This window comes from Tautonia sp. JC769 (genome assembly GCF_040717455.1).
Taxonomy (GTDB): Bacteria; Planctomycetota; Planctomycetia; order Isosphaerales; family Isosphaeraceae; genus Tautonia.
In genome coordinates this window covers 26,556-43,962 of sequence record NZ_JBFEFH010000043.1, presented here as the reverse complement: position 1 = coordinate 43,962, position 17,407 = coordinate 26,556, and the positions used below count along the sequence as shown (strand labels likewise).

Annotated in this window: 10 protein-coding genes; 8 read left to right on the top strand and 2 right to left on the bottom strand. The window is 69.5% G+C overall.

Going from position 1 to position 17,407, the window contains the following annotated elements; translation table 11 throughout:
• Positions 1–351: 351 nt before the first annotated feature.
• Positions 352–756 (bottom strand): hypothetical protein, encoded by a 405-nt coding sequence (locus AB1L88_RS25715; RefSeq protein WP_367099578.1) that lies wholly within the window; start codon positions 754–756, stop codon positions 352–354.
• A gap of 252 nt (positions 757–1,008) precedes the next feature.
• The gene (locus AB1L88_RS25710) at positions 1,009–5,448 is read right to left on the bottom strand and encodes a tetratricopeptide repeat protein (protein WP_367099577.1); all 4,440 of its coding nucleotides are present in this window, start codon (positions 5,446–5,448) and stop codon (positions 1,009–1,011) included.
• Positions 5,449–5,736: 288 nt separating this feature from the next.
• Between AB1L88_RS25710 and AB1L88_RS25705 the strand changes: the two genes are divergently transcribed.
• The 8 genes from AB1L88_RS25705 to galE all read left to right on the top strand — a co-directional run bounded on the left by AB1L88_RS25705 (position 5,737) and on the right by galE (position 17,385).
• Complete coding sequence (locus AB1L88_RS25705) at positions 5,737–8,121, top strand: polysaccharide biosynthesis tyrosine autokinase (protein WP_367099576.1); 2,385 nt, start codon at positions 5,737–5,739, stop codon at positions 8,119–8,121.
• A 173-nt stretch (positions 8,122–8,294) separates the two neighbouring features.
• Complete coding sequence (locus AB1L88_RS25700) at positions 8,295–9,236, top strand: exosortase/archaeosortase family protein (protein WP_367099575.1); 942 nt, start codon at positions 8,295–8,297, stop codon at positions 9,234–9,236.
• A 37-nt stretch (positions 9,237–9,273) separates the two neighbouring features.
• Complete coding sequence (locus tag AB1L88_RS25695) at positions 9,274–10,125, top strand: WecB/TagA/CpsF family glycosyltransferase (protein WP_367099574.1); 852 nt, start codon at positions 9,274–9,276, stop codon at positions 10,123–10,125.
• Positions 10,126–10,150: 25 nt separating this feature from the next.
• Positions 10,151–12,124: an asparagine synthase (glutamine-hydrolyzing) gene (asnB, locus tag AB1L88_RS25690; RefSeq protein WP_367099573.1), complete on the top strand. Its 1,974-nt coding sequence runs from the start codon at positions 10,151–10,153 to the stop codon at positions 12,122–12,124.
• A 32-nt stretch (positions 12,125–12,156) separates the two neighbouring features.
• Positions 12,157–13,116 (top strand): glycosyltransferase family 2 protein, encoded by a 960-nt coding sequence (locus AB1L88_RS25685; RefSeq protein WP_367099572.1) that lies wholly within the window; start codon positions 12,157–12,159, stop codon positions 13,114–13,116.
• Positions 13,117–13,832: 716 nt separating this feature from the next.
• Positions 13,833–14,660, top strand: coding sequence for a manganese catalase family protein (locus AB1L88_RS25680; RefSeq protein WP_367099571.1), 828 nt, complete (start codon positions 13,833–13,835; stop codon positions 14,658–14,660).
• Between the two features lie 669 nt (positions 14,661–15,329).
• Complete coding sequence (locus AB1L88_RS25675; RefSeq protein ID WP_367099570.1) at positions 15,330–16,028, top strand: hypothetical protein; 699 nt, start codon at positions 15,330–15,332, stop codon at positions 16,026–16,028.
• A gap of 358 nt (positions 16,029–16,386) precedes the next feature.
• Complete coding sequence (galE, locus tag AB1L88_RS25670; RefSeq protein ID WP_367099569.1) at positions 16,387–17,385, top strand: UDP-glucose 4-epimerase GalE; 999 nt, start codon at positions 16,387–16,389, stop codon at positions 17,383–17,385.
• Positions 17,386–17,407 lie beyond the last annotated feature (22 nt).

Sequence of the window (17,407 nt, the reverse complement as noted above, 5' to 3'; positions counted from 1 at the left end):
CCGGCGTCGAGGGCCCGAAGCGGGCCCAGGCTGTCAGCCGATCGGAGTCGATACGAGCCCAGGGAGGAAGCCGGTCGGGCCGGGCGACGGCCAGGCCGAGGCCGAGGAGAATCAGCGCCGTCAGGGCGGGCGCCGTGATCAGCAAGGTCCGCTTCATGGTTCGATCCCCGCGAAGGATTGAGGTGCGCGGTCGGGCTCCCGCCGGCATCGCCAGAGGCCGCCGGCGAGCGAGAGAGACGCGGCATCTGCCCGATGGTCAGCGCCGCGAAGGCCGTGATGGGGACCGGGCACGGCCCGGCGGGCGCGCGGCGGCGCCTCCGGTCCCGTCCGGTCGCTTGCGGGGGAATCGAATCAGCAGCGGAAGTTCTGGAGCACGGCGCGCACTCGGGAGGCGCAGCCCCAGGCGGCCCAGCCGGTCGGCGACCCGGATCGGGTCAAATGGGCCAGGGGACGGGAGGGGAAGTGGGGGTTGTCGAGCGGCGTGCCATCGAGGATGAGCGGGAGGCCGTCGTGGTTCCCCGCGTCGGCTCGGGGGCCGTCGGCCTGCACGGCACCCTTGCAGAGGCAGTTGCCGGCGTCCTGCGGGAGGCTGTTGCCCTCCCCCGGGCAGCAATCCGGGTCAGCACCGCGATCGGGATCGACCGTGTCGGTCAAGGCCCCGATGAGGGACGCGGCGCAGACCGAATCCGAGGCCCCGCAGACGATGGGGCAGAGCACGAGGATCAAGATCAGGATCAGGCTCGCGATCGGCCGCACCAAAGGAGGTCCCCCGGGAGTCCGCGAATCATCGACAACGGAGAAGTATACGCGATTCCGGATGCATTTGCGATCCCAATACCGGGCTCCCCTCCCCGGGGGCCTTGCCCCGACGGCAAAGGGGCCTCGCCGTCGGGGGGCGTCGGACGTCCGGAGGCCGGAGCCTCTTGCGTCCAAGAAAGGCCGAGCCCCCTCCCCCGATCGGGCGGCCGAAGGAGGGGGCACCGAGGCCGGTTGGGCTCGGAACGTGGCTCAACGGGCAAGGACGTCTTGCAGCTCGTCCTGATGCCACGAGTCGATCGAGTTCGGGTCCAGGCCGAGCGTGCGGGCCTGGGCAAGATGGGAGCGGAACCCTTCGTCGCGCCCGGCCTTCAGGGACGCGAGTGCGAGGTAATAATGCCGGGCGGCGGTCGGTTCGACCGCCACCGCCTGCTCAAGCGCCTTGATCGCCTCGTCGAAGCGTTCCTGACGCATCAGGATCACGCCTCGGGCCCCCAGGACCGCGGGGACCGGGCCAACCCGGCGCTCCATCCGGTCGATCTCCTCCAGGCCCTTCTCGGGCTGTTCGAGCCCTTCCGAGAGGACGAGGCCGAGGTTGTGCAGCGCAAGCAGGTCGCCGGGGCGCCGCTGCAAGATTTCACGGTAAAGCTCGGCCTCCTCCCGGTAGTCTCCCGCGTGATGGCAGAGGATGGCCGAGGCGGTCAGCACGTCCGGGTCTCCCGGCCTCGTGTCGAGAATCGCCCCGATGATGGGCCGGGCCCGCTCGACCCGCTCGGCCCGCTGGCCGATGGGGGCGGCCTGGACCGCCTGGAGGACGGCCTCAATCAAGCCAATCCGGGCGGTCTGGTCGGTCAGGTCGACCGCCTCGACGGCCGCCGCACACTGCTCCAGGGCCTCCTCGGAGCGTCCGCGGACGGCCAGCACCAGGCCGGAAACCCACTGCGAACCGGGGGTCATCCTGGCCAGATCCTGGGCGATCTGATCCGCCGCTTCGATGGCCTCGGGAGTGCCGGCGGTCAGGAGTTGCAGCGCGGCGGCGCGGGCGAACAGGTCCCCCCCGGGCGAGGCGAGGCGATTGTTCACCTGCTCGACCAGGTCGCTCGGGTTGCCGGCGTTGGCCCGCAGGAGCTGATCGGAGCGGAGGTCGGCCACCTCCGGGTTCCCGGGGCGGAGCAATTCCAGCCGGCTGAGCTGCGAACCGGCCTCGGCCAGGCGATCGGCCTTGAGCAGGGCCCGGACGTGGAGCACGATCGCCTCGGCGGGGGCGGTCGGCAGGTCGGCCGAGATCTCGGTGATCTGGGTTGCGCGGTCGACGTCCCCCAGGTCGATCAGCAACTGGGCCAGCTGGTTCCGGGCCTGGACCGCCCGGCCATCGGTCAAGGGCAGGTCGGCCATCAGGGTCTCGAACAGTCGGATCGCCTCGCGGCGTTGCTCGGGCTCAGGGGCCCGCGATTGCACCACGCCGATCGCCAGCCGACGCTCGGGGGTCATCGGGCCGTCGCTGGCCAGATCGCGGGCCCGACGCCAGGTCTCCGGGTCGCCGGGCGAGCGTTCGGTCAGCACCATGGCCAGTTGCAGGGCGGCGCCGGCGGCCAGGTTCGGGTTGTCCATTAGGCGTTCGAGCAGCGGTTCCGCCCGATCCGGTCGGCCGGTCTGCTGGTAGAACAGGGCGGCGCCGATCATCAGCTCCGGGTCGATGATTTCGTTGCTCAAAGCATCGTCAAGGACCCGATCCGCTGCCTCAATTTCGCCGATCGACCAGCGAAGCCGGGCTTCCAGCAGTTCGGACGGGATGCCGGTCGAGCGTTCGAGCGCGCGGCCGATGGTGTCCTCCAGGATGGCCCGGTCGCGTCCGAGTCGCGCCTGGATGGTGATCAGTTCCAACCACGGTGCCGCGTTCTTCGGGGTCGACTGCTCGGCCTGGCGCCTGAGCAACTGTTCCAGCTCCTCGTAACGGCCGGCGATCAGCAGCGCCCGGGCCCGGACGGTATTGGCAAAGGCCAGGACTTCCGGGTCCTCCGCCGCCGAATTGATCAGCCGATCGGCGGCCAGCTCCCCCGACCCGGCGGCCAGCAAGGCCTGGGCCGAGACGCGATCGACCCCGGCCGCCGACCCCGATCCCGATTCGGCCATCAGTTGTTCCAGCTCCTCATCCTGGCCGAGCTCCACCAGCTGATCGACGAGGCGGAGCAAGGCTTCCCGGTTCCCCCCCTTCCAGGCGGCCCGGTAGGCGTCGGCCGCGCCTCGGGGATTCCCGAGGACTTCCTGGAGCCGGCCCTTGAGCATCTGGGCCGGGGCCAGCCCCGGGGACTCGGCCAGCACGGAATTGATCAGCGCAACGCATCGGTCCCGGGCCTCGGCGTCGCCTCGCTCGGCCTGGTGCAGCAGGATCGACGCCTCGGCCATCCGGGCGGGCACGGAGGAGGATCCCTCGTCGTTCGAGGGCCTGAGGCGTTTCAGGTAGACCTCCGCCTCGGGGAGCCGATCGGCGAGCAAGGCGACCTCGATCAGGTTGAGCAGCGGCTCCGGGGCGTCCGGCGTCAGCTTGCCCCAGGAGAGAAAGGCGTCCCGGGCCCCGTCGTAATCGCCCTGGGCCATCCGGAGGCGGCCGAGGGCTTGCCAGAGTTCCCGTTGCGCGTCGGAGCCGAGCTGTTCGATCCCGTCGATCAACCGCTGCTGTGCCTCCCGGCCGCGGCCGAGGTCGACCAGGAGGCGAGCCAGGGTCAGGCGCAGGGTCGGGCCGTCGCCGGCCTGCTCCAGCCCGTCTTCGAGCAGCTCGAGGGCCCCTTCGGGGTCTCCCGATTGCTTCAGCAGCTCGGCCCGGGCGGCCCAGAGGCGGGGGTTGGTCGGCCAGGTGTCCGCGGCGGCCTCGAGCCGCTCTTCGGCCTGGCGGGGCTGGCCGGCGAGGAGCTCCCGGTCGGCTTGCATCAACTCCAGGTCAAGGAGCTGGATGCTTTGGTTGCTTTTCTCGGCCAGAGCCTCCCGCGCCCGTTCCATGTCCTGATCGAACGCCGCCCACGATCGGTTGCCCGGCGACCGCTTCGATTGCTCGCCGAGCCGGAGCCGGAGCTGGGCCAGGAGCAAGGCGGGATCGGCACCGAAGGAGCCCTGGGCCGTCCGGAGGAGCTCGATCGCGTCTCGGGTCCGCCCCAGGTTCTCCAGCACGGCGGCATGGCTGATGACCAGGGCCAGCGACGACCCGGAATCGGTCGCCTCGACGTCCTGGAACAGCGCCTCGGCGGCCTCGAATTGGCCGAGCTCGACATAGCAAGCGGCCAGATACTGGGTCGCCTTGTTCTGGACCAGCGGCGGATTGCCCCGTTGCCCTCGCAGGTCCTCAAGAAGCCCGGCCGCCTGCTGCACGTCGCCCCGAGCCTTGAAGTCGAGGGCCAGGAGCAATCGGTAGCGAGGGTCGGCCTCGTTGCCGCCGGAGAGTCGCCTGAACTGGTCGATCAGCTGCCCGGCCTTCTCAAGCTCCCCCGTCTTGATCGAGACGTAGGCGAGCCACCAGGCCAGGTCGGCGTCGTTGCCGCCGGCGAACCTCAGGCCCTCATCCCATTTGCTGATGGCGTCGGTGGTCCGTTTCTCGTAAAGCTCGATCAGGCCGGCGAGCATGGCGACGCGCTGGCGGTTCTCGCGCCGGAACTCCTCGGGGATGGTCTCGAAGACGGCGCCGGCGGTCGCCGTGTCTCCCTGTTCGAGGTTGTGTTCGACGAGGGTCATCAGGACCCTCGGGTTGTCCGGAGCCTTATTCCGGGCGTCTTCCAGGGCCTTGTCGGCCTGGAGGCTGTCCTCCGTCTCGCGGTAGAAGAAGTAGCGGACGAGCAGGGCCTCGGGGGAATCGGGGAGGAGGTCGGCGAGGTCGGTCAGGACTTCATCGGCCGCATCGGCCTCATCGGCCGCACCGGGGTCCTCGGGGGCATCCCGAAGGAGCCGCGCGTGCCGCCAGGCGACCTCGAGAATCCCCTCGGTCAACTCGTCATCATCCGGATCCTGGGCGATCGCGTCGGGATAACGCCCCCAGGCCTCTTTGTAGGCGGCCAGGGCGGCGACGACCTCCCCTCGGCCTTCATGGGCTTTGCCACGCAGTTCCCAAGTGCGCGGGTCGTCCTCGTCAAGCTCCTCGGTCAGCGCAATCACGGCAGGATAGCGGCCCTGGCCCACCCCCTGCTCTGCCAGGCCGATCCGCCGGTAATCGGTCCGAGCCGCGTCACTCAGGCGGATATAGAGGTCGGCCAGGCGGAAGCGGACCGGGTCGAGCTGCTCCTTGGGCAAATCCGAGAAGCGTACGAGCAGCCGTTGGTGAATCCGGGCAACACGCTCTTCGTAAGGCCCGGCCCCGGTGGCGCGCTCGGCCATCAATTCGGCCTGCAGCAACGCCATCTCCGGGTCGTCGGGGTTCTGCTCCAGGTAGCGGGTGAGGTGCCGCAGGGCCTGGTCGGACTGGCGGGCCGCCCGGCGGAGCTTCTCCTCGGCCGTTTCGTCGTCCTTGGCCTGGCGGCTCTCCTCGAGCAGTTGCTCGCTTTCGGCGACCAGCTCCCGGATTTGCCGGGCCGCCTCGTTGCCGAGCCGGGAGGACCGGGTCAGCTGCAAGGCCAGCAGCAGGCCCCCCAGGACCACGACCAGGACGGCGAGGGAGATCAGGGCGCGCCGATTCAGCCGCCACTTCGTCGGAGGTTTCGTCTCAGCCACGTGCAGGACCGGGGTGGAGGATTGGAAGGGGCTCGACGCGCAACGCGCACAAACGATCGGTTGGAAATCAATCCAAATGATACGGCCAGGGTCATCCGGTGTGTCAACGGTCCTTGAATTGCACCCGGGCCCCGCCGCCGGGCCGAGCGTCACGAAATTTCAATTTGACCGTCTTCGAGGCGGAGGGATAGACTGACCAGAGCCCGCTCTCATTCCTGTGATTTGCCCGACTCTGCCGACCGTCTCGGCACCATCGACCGATCGTCCCGCCCCAGGTAACACACCGCGATGGATACAGCCGACACGCCCCGCCCCCGTCATGAACTGGCCCGTCTGACCGAGTTGCCCCCGGCGCTGCGTGCCCCGCTGCCGCCGGCTGCGCAAACCGCGACGGCCGGCGGCGGCGGCGGCCTGCCGATCAGCCCCCGGCTCGTCCTCCGCGGCCTGGCCCGGCACTGGTGGCAGGCCCTGGTGCTCTGGATCGTCGGCTCGGCCGCATTGGCATCGCTCGTCTATCTGAAATATGAGCCGACCTATCGCGCGTCCAGCCAGGTGATGGTCAATCCCGACAACTCCAATCCCTATGCAAATCGGGACGTCTCGGCCCGCGGTTTCGCCGATCCCCGGATGCAGACCCACCTGCAATTGGTCAACAGCGAGCGGGTCCTGTCCGCGGTCGTCCTGGAGCCCGAGATCGCGTCGATCGACTGGATTCGATCGGCGGAAAACCCTCAATCCGTCCTGGACGAGGTGATCAAGGTCACCTCCGGTAAGAGCTCCGCCCTGCTGTTCGAGGTCGCCGCCGAGACCCCCAAGAAAAGCGAGGCCGTCAACATCGTCAATGCCGTCGTCCAGGCCTTCCTGGATCTGGATGACGAGCTGGCCACCACTCGCGTGGAACAGGCAATCGAGAATCTGGAAGCCTATCGCGACAAGCTGGATGCCACGGTCGGGGAACTGGAAGACGAGGTGAAAGCACTGGCCAAGGAGGCCGATCTCCCCTCGATCTTGCGCAATTTCCAGAACGCGGCCCTGAGCGAAGTCGACCCGGATTCCCAGGCCGCAGGCCAGTCGGACGACAAGATCACCGTCGAGGTCAGCGAATTCAAGCGACTCCACCAGGAACTGCTCAATCTGGAATACGCCGAGATCGAGGCGCGTTCCGAGCTGGACGCCGTGCGACGCCAGGCGGCCGCGTCCAGCCCCCGATCCCGGATCGAAGACCGCGTCGCGCAGGCGTTCCTGGCCAACGAATCCGTCCGGGCCCTGCGGGACGCCATCCGAGACCTCGACGTCCAGTACGACGAGGCCCGCCGCCGCATCCGCAACCCGGGCGACCCGGCCCTGACCCGCCTCCAGACCGACCGCCAGCGGCTGATGGAGCGTTACGATCAGCTCTGGGACGACCTGGAACCGACCCTCCGCGCCCAGCTCGCCATGGACGAGAGCGACCCCACCGTCCTCGTCCGTCAGGCGGAGCAACGGCTCAACAACCTGGAACTCCAGCGCCAGCTGATCGAGCAAAAGCTCGAGCGCGTCAAGTACGAGGAGCAGAGCCAGGGGGAGAAAGCCCTGGAAATGAACTTCCTGCTCACCGAGTTGGCCCAGCAGCGCAAGATGCAGGAGACCGTCGATCGTCGCCTCGAGGCGCTGAGGTTCGACTCCCAGGACCATATTGCCGCCCAGAATGGCGGTGGCCTGCAGGGGCGGATGACGAAGACCTTCACGGTCATCAGTCAGGCCGACAAGGCCGAGCTCCAGGTCAACAAGCGGGACAAGTTCATGGCCGTCACGCCCCTGGCGATGCTCGGCCTGGTGCTGGGCCTGGTCACCCTCGTCGAGATGCGGGGCGGCCGGGTCAGCGGGCCCGACGACCTCTCCGGCCGGTTCGGGGCCGACGTCTTCTCGGTGCCGCCGCTGCCGACGGTCCGGTCCAATGCCCAGGGCAGCCTCGAAGCCCCCGAGCGGGATCCGAAGTTCGAGCAGTTCGTCCAGCAGCTCGACCACGTCCGGGTCGCCCTCTGCGGCGAGGGCGGGCACGACGGCCGGGGCCGCTGCGTCCTGATCACCAGCGCCGTCGGAGGCGAGGGCAAGACGACCCTGGCCGCCCAGCTCGCCGTCCGGTGCGCCGAGGCCGGGGCCTCGACCGTCCTGATCGACGCCGACCTCCGCCGGGCGACCCTCGGCCGCCTCTTCGAGGTGCCCGATTGCCCGGGCCTCAGCGACGTGCTCCGCGGCGATGCCACGCTCGAAGACGCCCTGGTGCCGATCAACCAGGTCGGCGGCTGCCAGCTCCTGCCCGCCGGGTCGCCGGAGGCCAACCCGAACCGCATCCTGCGGGGCAAGAACTTCGCCCCGATGCTCGAACGGCTGCGGCGGACCTTCGACGTGGTGATCATCGACACCTCGCCGGTCCTGCCCGTCCCCGACGCCCTGATCCTCGGCCGCCTGGCCGACGGGGCCGTCATCGCGACCCGGCACGACCAGAGCCGTTTCCCGGCCGTCGAGCGGGCCAACAACCTGCTGACCGGCGCCGGCATCCCGGTCCTCGGCGTGGTCGTCAACGGCGCCCGGCCGTCCGGCTCCCGCGTCACGGGGGGCGACTACTACGCCGCCTACACCTCGCGGACCGATCGCGTCCCGGGAGACTCCGACGCCTCCCCGGTGGCCTGACCGACCGCGTCCGACACCGGGCCGGGCGGGCGATCATGACGAGTGATCGCCCCTCGCCCTGGCTCGCCTCTCGATTCAAAGGGGCCGGTTGCGGTCCCGGCGGCCTCGACCTCTTTTGATCGTTTCTCCTGGGATTCTTCCGCGTTGCCGGCGATTGTGGAGCGACCCGAACCATGAGCCAACCGACTGCCTCCCGGCCCGAGCGAGGGCCGGCACCCGCGGCCCTTGCGACCCACCTGGTCGCGGTTGCCGCCGTGCTGTCGGTCCTGGTCTGGGCGTATTGGCCCCAGCTGGCCAACCTGGTCGAGACCTGGGAAAGCGACCCGAACTACTCGCACGGATACCTGGTCATCCCCGTCTGCGGCTTCATGTTCTGGTGGCTCTGGCCGCGGGGAACCGAGGCCGACCGGCTCCGCCCGTCCGTCTGGGGATGGGTCCTGCTGGTCGCGGTGGTGGGGGCCCGCTATACCGCCTTGCAGTACGGCAAGTTCTGGCTCGAAGGCTTCACCCTGGTCCCCACCGTGGCCGCCTTGGTGCTGGCCTATGGCGGCTGGCCCCTCCTGAAGCGGACCTGGCCGGCCGTGGCGTTCCTGGTCTTCATGTACCCGATCCCCCCTGCCCTGAACAGCAACGTCTCGCTCCCGCTGCAACGGATGGCCTGCGTCAGCAGCGCCGCCTTGTTGCGGCTGCTCGGGCTCTGGGTGATGGACGAGGGGAATATCCTGATCGTCGGCGGCGAGACGCTGGAGGTGGCCGCCGCCTGCAACGGCCTGGCCATGCTCATGAGCCTCGCGGCGACGATCACGGCCACGATCATCCTCGTGCCCATGGCCAACTGGAAGCGGGTGATCCTGCTGCTGAGCGTCGTGCCGATCGCCTTGCTGTGCAACGTCCTGCGCATCTCGGGCACGGCCTGGGCCTACCACCTGCTCGGCTCGGTCCAGGGAGAGAAGATCGCCCACGACGTCGCCGGATGGCTCATGATGCCCCTGGCCCTCGTCCTGGTCCTGCTGGAGCTGGCCTGGCTCTCGTGGCTCGTGACCGAGGAAGAGGAAGCCAGGCCGATCTCGCCCACCCTGCTGACGACGGCCGCCCTGGCCCGTCCGCCTCGGTAAGCCGGTGACATGGCCAGACTCCAAAGCCGAGAAGCTTATGCGACCCTCGCCGACCCGCGTCTGGGGCCTGCCGCTGGCCCCGCTCTCTCGACCCGAAGCCGCCGACGCGGTCGCGGCCCTGATCGATGCCGGCCGGCCGGCCTACTTCATCACGGCCAACGCCCACTACGCGATGGTCTCGCACGGCGACCCGGCCTTGCGGGCCATCAATGAGGAGGCCGCCTTCCTGCTGGCCGACGGCGCCCCGTTGGTCTGGGCCTCCCGATGGCGTCGCGCCCCCTTGCCCGAGCGGGTCGCCGGCTCCGATTTGATCTACGACCTCTGCTCCCAGGCCGCCGACCGGGGCGACCGCGTCTTCTTCCTCGGCGGGCCCCCCGGCGTCGCCCAGGCCGCGGCCGACCGGCTTCAAGAGCGCTACCCCGGTCTGATCGTCGCCGGGGTGGCGTGCCCTCCCTTCCGCGCCTTGAGCGAGGCGGAAGAGGCCGCCCTGATCGCCCAGATCCGGGACGCGAGGCCGGCCCTGCTCTTCGTCGCCTTCGGCCAGCCGAAGGGAGAGCGCTGGATTCGCGAGCACCTCGACGAGCTGGGCGTGCCGGCCTGCGTGCAGGTGGGGGCGTCGTTCGAGTTCGTGGCCGGCTGCGTCCGCCGGGCCCCCCGGTGGGTGCAGCGGATCGGCATGGAGTGGGCCTGGCGGATCGGCACCGATCCGGCCCGGCTCGGCCCCCGATACGCCCGCAACGCCGCCTTCCTGCTGCGGATGGCCCTGGGCGACCTCCGCCGCGGACCCGGCCCCGAGCCGGAGACCGAAGCCGAGGCCACCCCCCCCCGGATGGCCAATGCCGGCTCCTCGACCGGCCTGGCCGCCCCACCGGCCGGCCCCCTCTCCTAGCAACCCCGATCGGATCCCCTGCTTCATGTGCGGTATTGCCGGGATCATCGGCCGGATCGACGATCGCAACCGCGAGTCGCTCGACCGGATGGCCTCGGCGATGGCCCATCGCGGACCCGACGGCGACGGCCGATGGGCCTCGACGCCCGACCCGGCCGGCTTCGGCTGCCTCCTCGCCCATCGCCGCCTGTCGATCCTCGACCTCTCCGACGCGGCCGACCAGCCGATGATCGACCCCCGATCCGGCTCGGCCCTCGTCTTCAACGGCGAGCTGTACAACTTCCGGGGCCTCCGGGACGACCTGAAGGCCGACGGCCAATCGTTCCGATCGACCGGCGATACCGAGGTCCTGCTCCGGCTCCTGAGCCTGCGAGGGGCCTCGGCCGTGCCTTCGCTGCGGGGGATGTTCGCCTTCGCCTGGTGGGACGAGCAAGGCCGCCGCCTGACCCTGGCCCGCGACCCGCTCGGGATCAAGCCGCTCTACGTCGCCCGCAACCCCGATCGGGGCCCCGACGCCGCCTGGTCGCTGGCCTTCGCCTCGGAGGTCCGCGCCCTGCTGGCCTCGGGCCTCCTGGGAAGGCCCCGGCTCGACCCGGTGGCCGCGGCCAGCTACCTCTGGAACGGCTTCATCCCCGGACCGGTCACGGCGGTCCGGGGGGTCGAGTCGCTGCGGCCGGGAGAGGTCCGGGCCGTCGACGCCGGCGGGGCGACCGTCCGATCGGATCGATGCTGGTCGATCCCCCGACCGGACCTCGGCTCCCTGCCTCCCGACGGATCGCCCGGGGCGGTCGACCGATCCCTGGGCGAGGCCCTGCGCGATTCGATCGGCCTGCACCTGATCAGCGACGTCCCCCTGGGGGTCTTCCTGTCGAGCGGGGTCGATTCCGGGGCGGTGGCCAACCTGGCCCAGCGGTCGTCCGATCGGCCCTTGCAGACCTTCACGCTGGCCTTCGAGGAAGGGGAGCTGAGCGAGGCCCCCTCCTCCCGGGCGATCGCCGGGGCGATCGGCTCGGACCATCACGAGGTCGTCCTGACCGAATCGCGATTCGTCGCCGACCTCCCCCGGGCCCTCGACGCGATCGACCAGCCGACGTTCGACGCCCTGAACACCTACTTCATGGCCACCGCCGTCCGGGAGGCCGGCCTGACCGTGGCCCTCGTCGGGACGGGCGGGGATGAGCTGTTCGGCGGCTACGACAGCTTCCGGGTCTTGCCGTCGCTCTGCCGGTGGTCCCGGCGATCGCGCGGGGTGCCGCCCCGGCTCAAGGGGCTGGCGGCGACCCTGATCGCCTCGGCCATGGGCTCCGGCCGCGGGGGGGTGATCCCCCCCCAGACCCGCTGGGCGAAGCTGCCGGAAATGGCGGCCGCGGGCGAGGATTTGCGCCGGCTGTACCAGCTTTCTTACGCCCTCTTCCTCCCCGACTTGCAACGCCGGTTGATGCCCGACGCTCCCGGCGGAGACGCCCTGGAGGACGGCCTGCCGGTCGCGTTGGCCGCCGAGCTGGCCGACGAGATCCGCGGCCGGGGGGTGCTCGATGCCGTGAGCGTGCTGGAACACCGATGCTTCCTGGGGGAACGCCTGCTGAGGGACTCGGACGCCGCCGGCATGGCCCCGTCGCTCGAGATCCGCTTGCCGCTGGTCGATTCGGCCCTGGCCGAGCATGTCTTTCGGATGCCGACCGATTCGCGGTACAATCCGATCGGCCGTAAGATGGCACTGAGGCGGTCGGGCCTGGTCGGGCTCGACCCCGCATTGTTTGACCGGCCGAAGCGTGGATTCGAGTTGCCGCTCAATCGCTGGATCGGTCGGAGTCTGGGGGATGAGATCAATACCCTGATGCGAGATCACTCGGCCGCGTCGGCGATCGGCCTCGACGGGCCGACCGTGGAACACCTGTGGGACGGCTACCGATCGGGGGCCCCGGGACTTTATTGGTCGCGAGTCTGGTCGATTTACGTTCTGCTTCGTTGGTGCCATGCCCACGGCGTCCTGTCCTGACCCCCTCGCTCCGAGCCGCGTAACGATTCGCCATGTGCCGTCCCCGACTCTGCCTCATCACCCCCTGCCGAGACGAAGCCGCGTATGCCCGTCGAACCCTCGACAGCGTGCTCGACCAGTCCCGGCCGCCGGATCTCTGGGTGATCGTCGACGACGGCTCGACCGATGGGACCCCGGAAATCCTCGAGGAGTATGCCCGGAAGCACGACTGCATCCGGATCGTCCGACGGCCGGACAAGGGGGAGCGCAGGGTCGGGCCGGGCGTGATCGACGCGTTCGATGAGGGGTATAAGACCGTCCAGTCGCTCGACTTCGAGTACATCTGCAAGCTCGATCTCGACCTGGACCTCCCCGAGCACTACTTCAAGATCCTCATCGACCGGATGGAGGCCGACCCCCGGATCGGCACCTGCAGCGGCAAGCCGTACTTCCGCCGGGGGGGGCAGCTCGTCAGCGAGATGTGCGGCGACGAGAACTCGGTCGGCATGACCAAGCTCTACCGCCGCCGGTGCTTCGAGCAGATCGACGGGTTCGTCCGGCAAGTGATGTGGGACGGCATCGACGGCCACCGCTGCCGGATGCTCGGCTGGATCGCCGCGAGCTGGGACGACCCGGAGCTTCGCTTCGAGCACCTCCGGCCGATGGGGAGCAGCCATAAGGGCTGGTGGACCGGGCGGGCCCGGCATGGATTCGGTCAGTATTTCATGGGGACGATTCCCTCGTACATGATCGCCAGCGCCCTGTTTCGGATGACGCGGCCGCCGCTCGTCCTCGGGGGGATGGCCATGCTCTCCGGATATTTCGGGGCCCTGCTCCGGGGGGCCGATCGCTACGACGACCCCGAATTCCGCCGCTTCCTCCGCGGCTATCAGCGCCGCTGCCTGCTCTTCGGCAAGGCCCGGACCACCCGCCAGTATGACCGGCAGCTCGCCTCCCGCTGGTCTCCCGACGCCCCCCCCTCCGAGGTCCTGTCGAACCGGTCCTTCGCCTGATCCGCCTCCGGTGCGCCCTTGGTGCGCGGCTCGGTGCGCCCTTGGTGCGCACGATTGACGGGGCAATGCGCCTTTCGTGCCGGGGAGTTACGGCAATCGACCCGGCTTCGTTTCGTCACCACGGCGGGCGGGATGGCTTCGTTTCGTCAGGCGAAGGCGAGCGTCGTTGCGAAGGTTGCGGGCCGTGTCGCCTCCCAGTCCGGTGCGCCGTCCGGTGCGCTTAGGGTGCGCCGTCCGGTGCGCCTCGGGTGCGCAGGCGTCCTGGGGATGATGATGCGTTCCGGGAAAGGACTTCGGTCGATCGGCCCCGGTTCGTTTCGTCAGGACGCCGCGCCTGAATGGGTTCGATTCGCGCCGGGGGGCGTCAAGCAGGCCGGCGCGGGGATCGGGCGGGGCGAGGGACGCAATCGGGTTGCCAAAGAGCCTGCGGTCCCGGGGACGGGGCATCGGCGGACCACGCTTGAGATCATCGGGGAAATGGCGGGCGCCGGTCACACAAAATCGGCCGATCGAGGAAAATTGACGCGAATTGATGATGGTGTGAGTGCCGCTTGGACGCGGATCATCCGAGTCCATGATGATCCTTGGGGCCCCGAGGGATGGGAACGAAGGGCGGCCCGGCACATGGATTGCCCACCGATCGGGCGCGTTGCCGGTGCGATTCGATCGGTCACCGACGAGTATTCCAAGACCTCGCAACCCAAGGATGTTCGCCCATGTTCTTCCACGACAAGGGGCTGCAATACCGGGCGAAGCCCGATCGGCCCGACCCGCTGTTCGCCGCGAAGCTGCAGGAGGTGCTGGGGGGCCAGTGGGGGGAGATGACGGTGGCCATCGGCTACCTGTTCCAGGGGTGGAATTGCCGGGCCCCCGGGAAGTATCGGGACATGCTGATGGACATCGGCACCGAGGAGCTGGCGCACGTCGAGATGCTGGCGACGATGATCGCGCGGCTGCTCGAAGGGGCGCCGATCAACATGCGGGATGCCGCCGTGGCCGAGCACCCGGCCCTGGCCGCGGTGATGGGGGGGATGAACCCCCAGCACGCGATCGTCAGCGGCCTGGGGGCGACGCCGACGAACAGCGTCGGCGTGCCCTGGAACGCCGGATACGTCGGCGCCAGCGGGAACCTGCTGGCCGACTTCCGCTACAATGTCACGGCCGAGTCGCAGGGGAGGCTCCAGGTGTGCCGCCTGTACAACATGACCGATGACAACGGCGTCCGGGACATGCTCTCGTTCATGATCGCCCGCGACACGATGCACCAGAACCAGTGGCTCGCGGCCATCGAGGAGCTGGAGGCCGACGGCCTGGAGGAGACCCCGGTGCCCAGCTCGTTCCCGCAGGAGCTGGAGCGGAGCGAGAACGCCTACCAGTTCTGGAACTGCTCGGCCGGCACCGAGAGCCGGGAAGGCCGATGGGCCAAGGGCGAGGCCCCCGACGGCAAGGGGACGTTCGAGTACGTCGCCGAGCCCAGGCCCCTGGCCGACGCCCCCACCCCTCCCCCGGCCGACCCCAGGCTGTACGGCACGGGCGGCGAGTGATCGACCGCGATCGTCGCCGACGAGGTGCCCAACCGGGACGACGGCCGCGGGATCACCGCGGCCGTCGTTCTTCGATTCCTCGCGCCGGTCGGCCCTGAGCACGAATGACGCGGCGAGACGAAGCCGAGCAAGCCTTGCCAACACATTCTCACGCGTATTGGCCCGAATCTTGCCCACACATTTGGCGCGACCGGCGCTGCGCGGCCCGGCTACCCGGCCTTGCTCCGCGACGAGTGGGATCGTTCTCTCTCGTCTGTTTTTTCTCGATCGTTGAGGCGCCCCGAGTGGTCGTGCCCGGGGTGGTCGAGGGCCGCGGCGGGACGAAGCAGGGCGAGGCGAGTTGATCCGCTCGGCGCGTCCCGGGAGATTGTCAGTCGAGAGGGCCTCTGGAAAAAATGCGGGGGACGGCCGCTTCGAGGCGGTTTCGGGCCTGGGAACCAAGCGAAACCAGGCTCGCCCGGACCCGCTTCGAGGCCCGATCGGCGGGTGATCTGGCATCGGCGACGGTCGCCGGCAAGGCGGGGGGAGAGTCGCATGCCAGGGCCCCTTTTTGGCGAGACGGCGGGGCCGACTCGCAAAGGAGGGTCGGCTGATGGCTCGCCCCTCGGGGCCGATCGTCCGGGGTTCCAGCCGGACGCTTGGGGGGCCGATTCACCGGGGACGAGCACCATGGGATACCGTATTTTCCTGTCGATCGCCATCGCGGCCGGGCTCCTCGCGGCCGCGCCGCTGATGGGCCTCCGCGCCCAGGAGAACCGGGCCGGCAACGAGTCGAAGGGGCAGGAGCAGCAGCAGAAGCAGGAGCAGGACAATCAGAAGTCGGAGTCGCGCGACCAGGCCGGCGATCGGATCGAGCAGGCCCTGGAAAGCTACCGCAATCGGGTCGATCAGGACATCGAGCAGACCCGAGAGGCGATCGACCGCATCCGAGGGGAACTGTCCGAACTGATCGAGCTGCGCTGCGACCTGGAGATTGCCCAGGCCGAGTTGCAGGCGGAATCCGGCAATCCGGGCGTCGCGGCCTACGCCGGGGGACAGGGGATCGGGGTCCAGGTGAACTCCCGCAACGCGGAGCGGGCCCGACGCGAGGCCATGAGCCGGAACCTCCGCCAGGCCCACGACCGCCTCCGCGCCGAACTCGATCGCATCCGCAACGACACGGACCGCCTGATCACCCAGGTGGAGCAGATCCGCGACCAACGTCGCCAGCAGGAGGAAGCCCGAGCCCAGGCCGAGCGGCAGCGGGATCAGCGACAGCAAGCGCAGGAGGGCCAGCAGCAAGAGCAGCAGCCCTCGCAGGAGGGAGCCTCCAGCAAGGATTCGTCGGGGAACGACGAGGAGAAACAGGACGACGATTCCCGCGCATGATCGGCGTTGAGCCTCGATTGTGCCGGGATGACCGGGGCCGCCTGGGCCCCGGTCATCCGCCCGGAGGGCATCCGAGGGCGAGGAGGCGGGGGCCGGTCCCGGGACGGGACGGGGGCACGCGGACCCCTCAAGGGCGATCGGGGCGGTTCTCGCGGCAAGGGACCTAGAGTTCTTGCATCGGGACGAGGCCGGCGGGTATGTTCCCCGGCCGGGGAGCCGGGCCTTTTGCCGGTCGTCTCGCCGGGAGACGTGCTCGACCCGATCCGGGCCATCGCCCCGGACGAGGACGACCAACGATGGCGCCGTCGGGTGCGGCCCCGGACCCGTAACGTGCTCGACCCTCGGAGGAAATGATCGGATGAAGCTCTTGTTGACCGGAGGCGCCGGCTATATCGGCAGCGCCTGCTTGCGGTGGCTCATCAAGCACGGGCACGACCCGATCGCCTTCGATGACCTGTCGGAAGGGAACCCGCCGAGCGTGCCGGACGATCGGCTGGTGGTGGGGAACATTCTTGATACGGACGCCCTGACCGAGGCGATGCGCAAGCACAAGGCCGAGGCGGTGATGCACTTCGCGGCCCTGGCGATCGTGCCGGACTCGGTGAAGGACCCGGACAATTATTACCGGGTCAACGTGGTCGGGACCAAGAGCGTGCTCGACGCGATGCGGAGGGCCGAGGTGCCCCGGATCGTCTTCAGCAGCACCTGCGCGACGTACGGCAACCGGGCGGAGATGCCGTTGACCGAGACGACGGCGCAGGACCCGGAGCATCCGTACGGGACGACCAAGCTGGCGGCCGAGCGCCTGATCAAGGATTACGCGGCGGCGTACGGCCTCGGCTATGCGATCCTGCGGTACTTCAACGCCGCCGGGGCCGATCCGGACGGGACGTATGGGGAAGATCGGCGTCACGAGACGCACTTGATCCCGTTGACCCTGCAGGCGGCGGCCGGTTTGCGGCCGAAGCTGACCGTCTTCGGGACCGACTGGCCGACCCGGGACGGCACCTGCGTCCGCGACTACATCCACACCGAGGACCTGGCCGACGCGCATCAGAAGGCCGTCGAGGCGATCGGGCCGGGCGACGGCCGGATTTACAACGTCGGCTCCGGCCACGGCGCGACGGTCCTGGAAGTGATCCGGGCCTGCGAGGAGGTGGTCGGCCGGCCGATTGCCCGGGAGCTGGCCGGGAGGCGGCCGGGGGATCCGCCCGAGCTGGTCGCCAGCCCCGAGAAAATCGCCTCGGAATTAGGCTGGAGCCCTCGCTATACTGACATCCGAGCGATCGTCGAGACCGCCTGGCGATGGCTCGAATCCCACCCCGACGGCTACGGCCCGAAGCCGTCCCGAGCCTGAGCATCTCGCCTCGAAGGACCTC

What these genes read in the sequence shown, in the direction of transcription:
- AB1L88_RS25680 (WP_367099571.1), top strand. Translation starts at nt 13,833, where the DNA reads ATGTTCTTCCACGACAAGGGGCTGCAATACCGGGCGAAGCCCGATCGG.
- AB1L88_RS25700 (WP_367099575.1), top strand. Translation starts at nt 8,295, where the DNA reads ATGAGCCAACCGACTGCCTCCCGGCCCGAGCGAGGGCCGGCACCCGCG.
- AB1L88_RS25685 (WP_367099572.1), top strand. Translation starts at nt 12,157, where the DNA reads ATGTGCCGTCCCCGACTCTGCCTCATCACCCCCTGCCGAGACGAAGCC.
- AB1L88_RS25705 (WP_367099576.1), top strand. Translation starts at nt 5,737, where the DNA reads ATGGATACAGCCGACACGCCCCGCCCCCGTCATGAACTGGCCCGTCTG.
- AB1L88_RS25675 (WP_367099570.1), top strand. Translation starts at nt 15,330, where the DNA reads ATGGGATACCGTATTTTCCTGTCGATCGCCATCGCGGCCGGGCTCCTC.
- asnB (WP_367099573.1), top strand. Translation starts at nt 10,151, where the DNA reads ATGTGCGGTATTGCCGGGATCATCGGCCGGATCGACGATCGCAACCGC.
- AB1L88_RS25695 (WP_367099574.1), top strand. Translation starts at nt 9,274, where the DNA reads ATGCGACCCTCGCCGACCCGCGTCTGGGGCCTGCCGCTGGCCCCGCTC.
- galE (WP_367099569.1), top strand. Translation starts at nt 16,387, where the DNA reads ATGAAGCTCTTGTTGACCGGAGGCGCCGGCTATATCGGCAGCGCCTGC.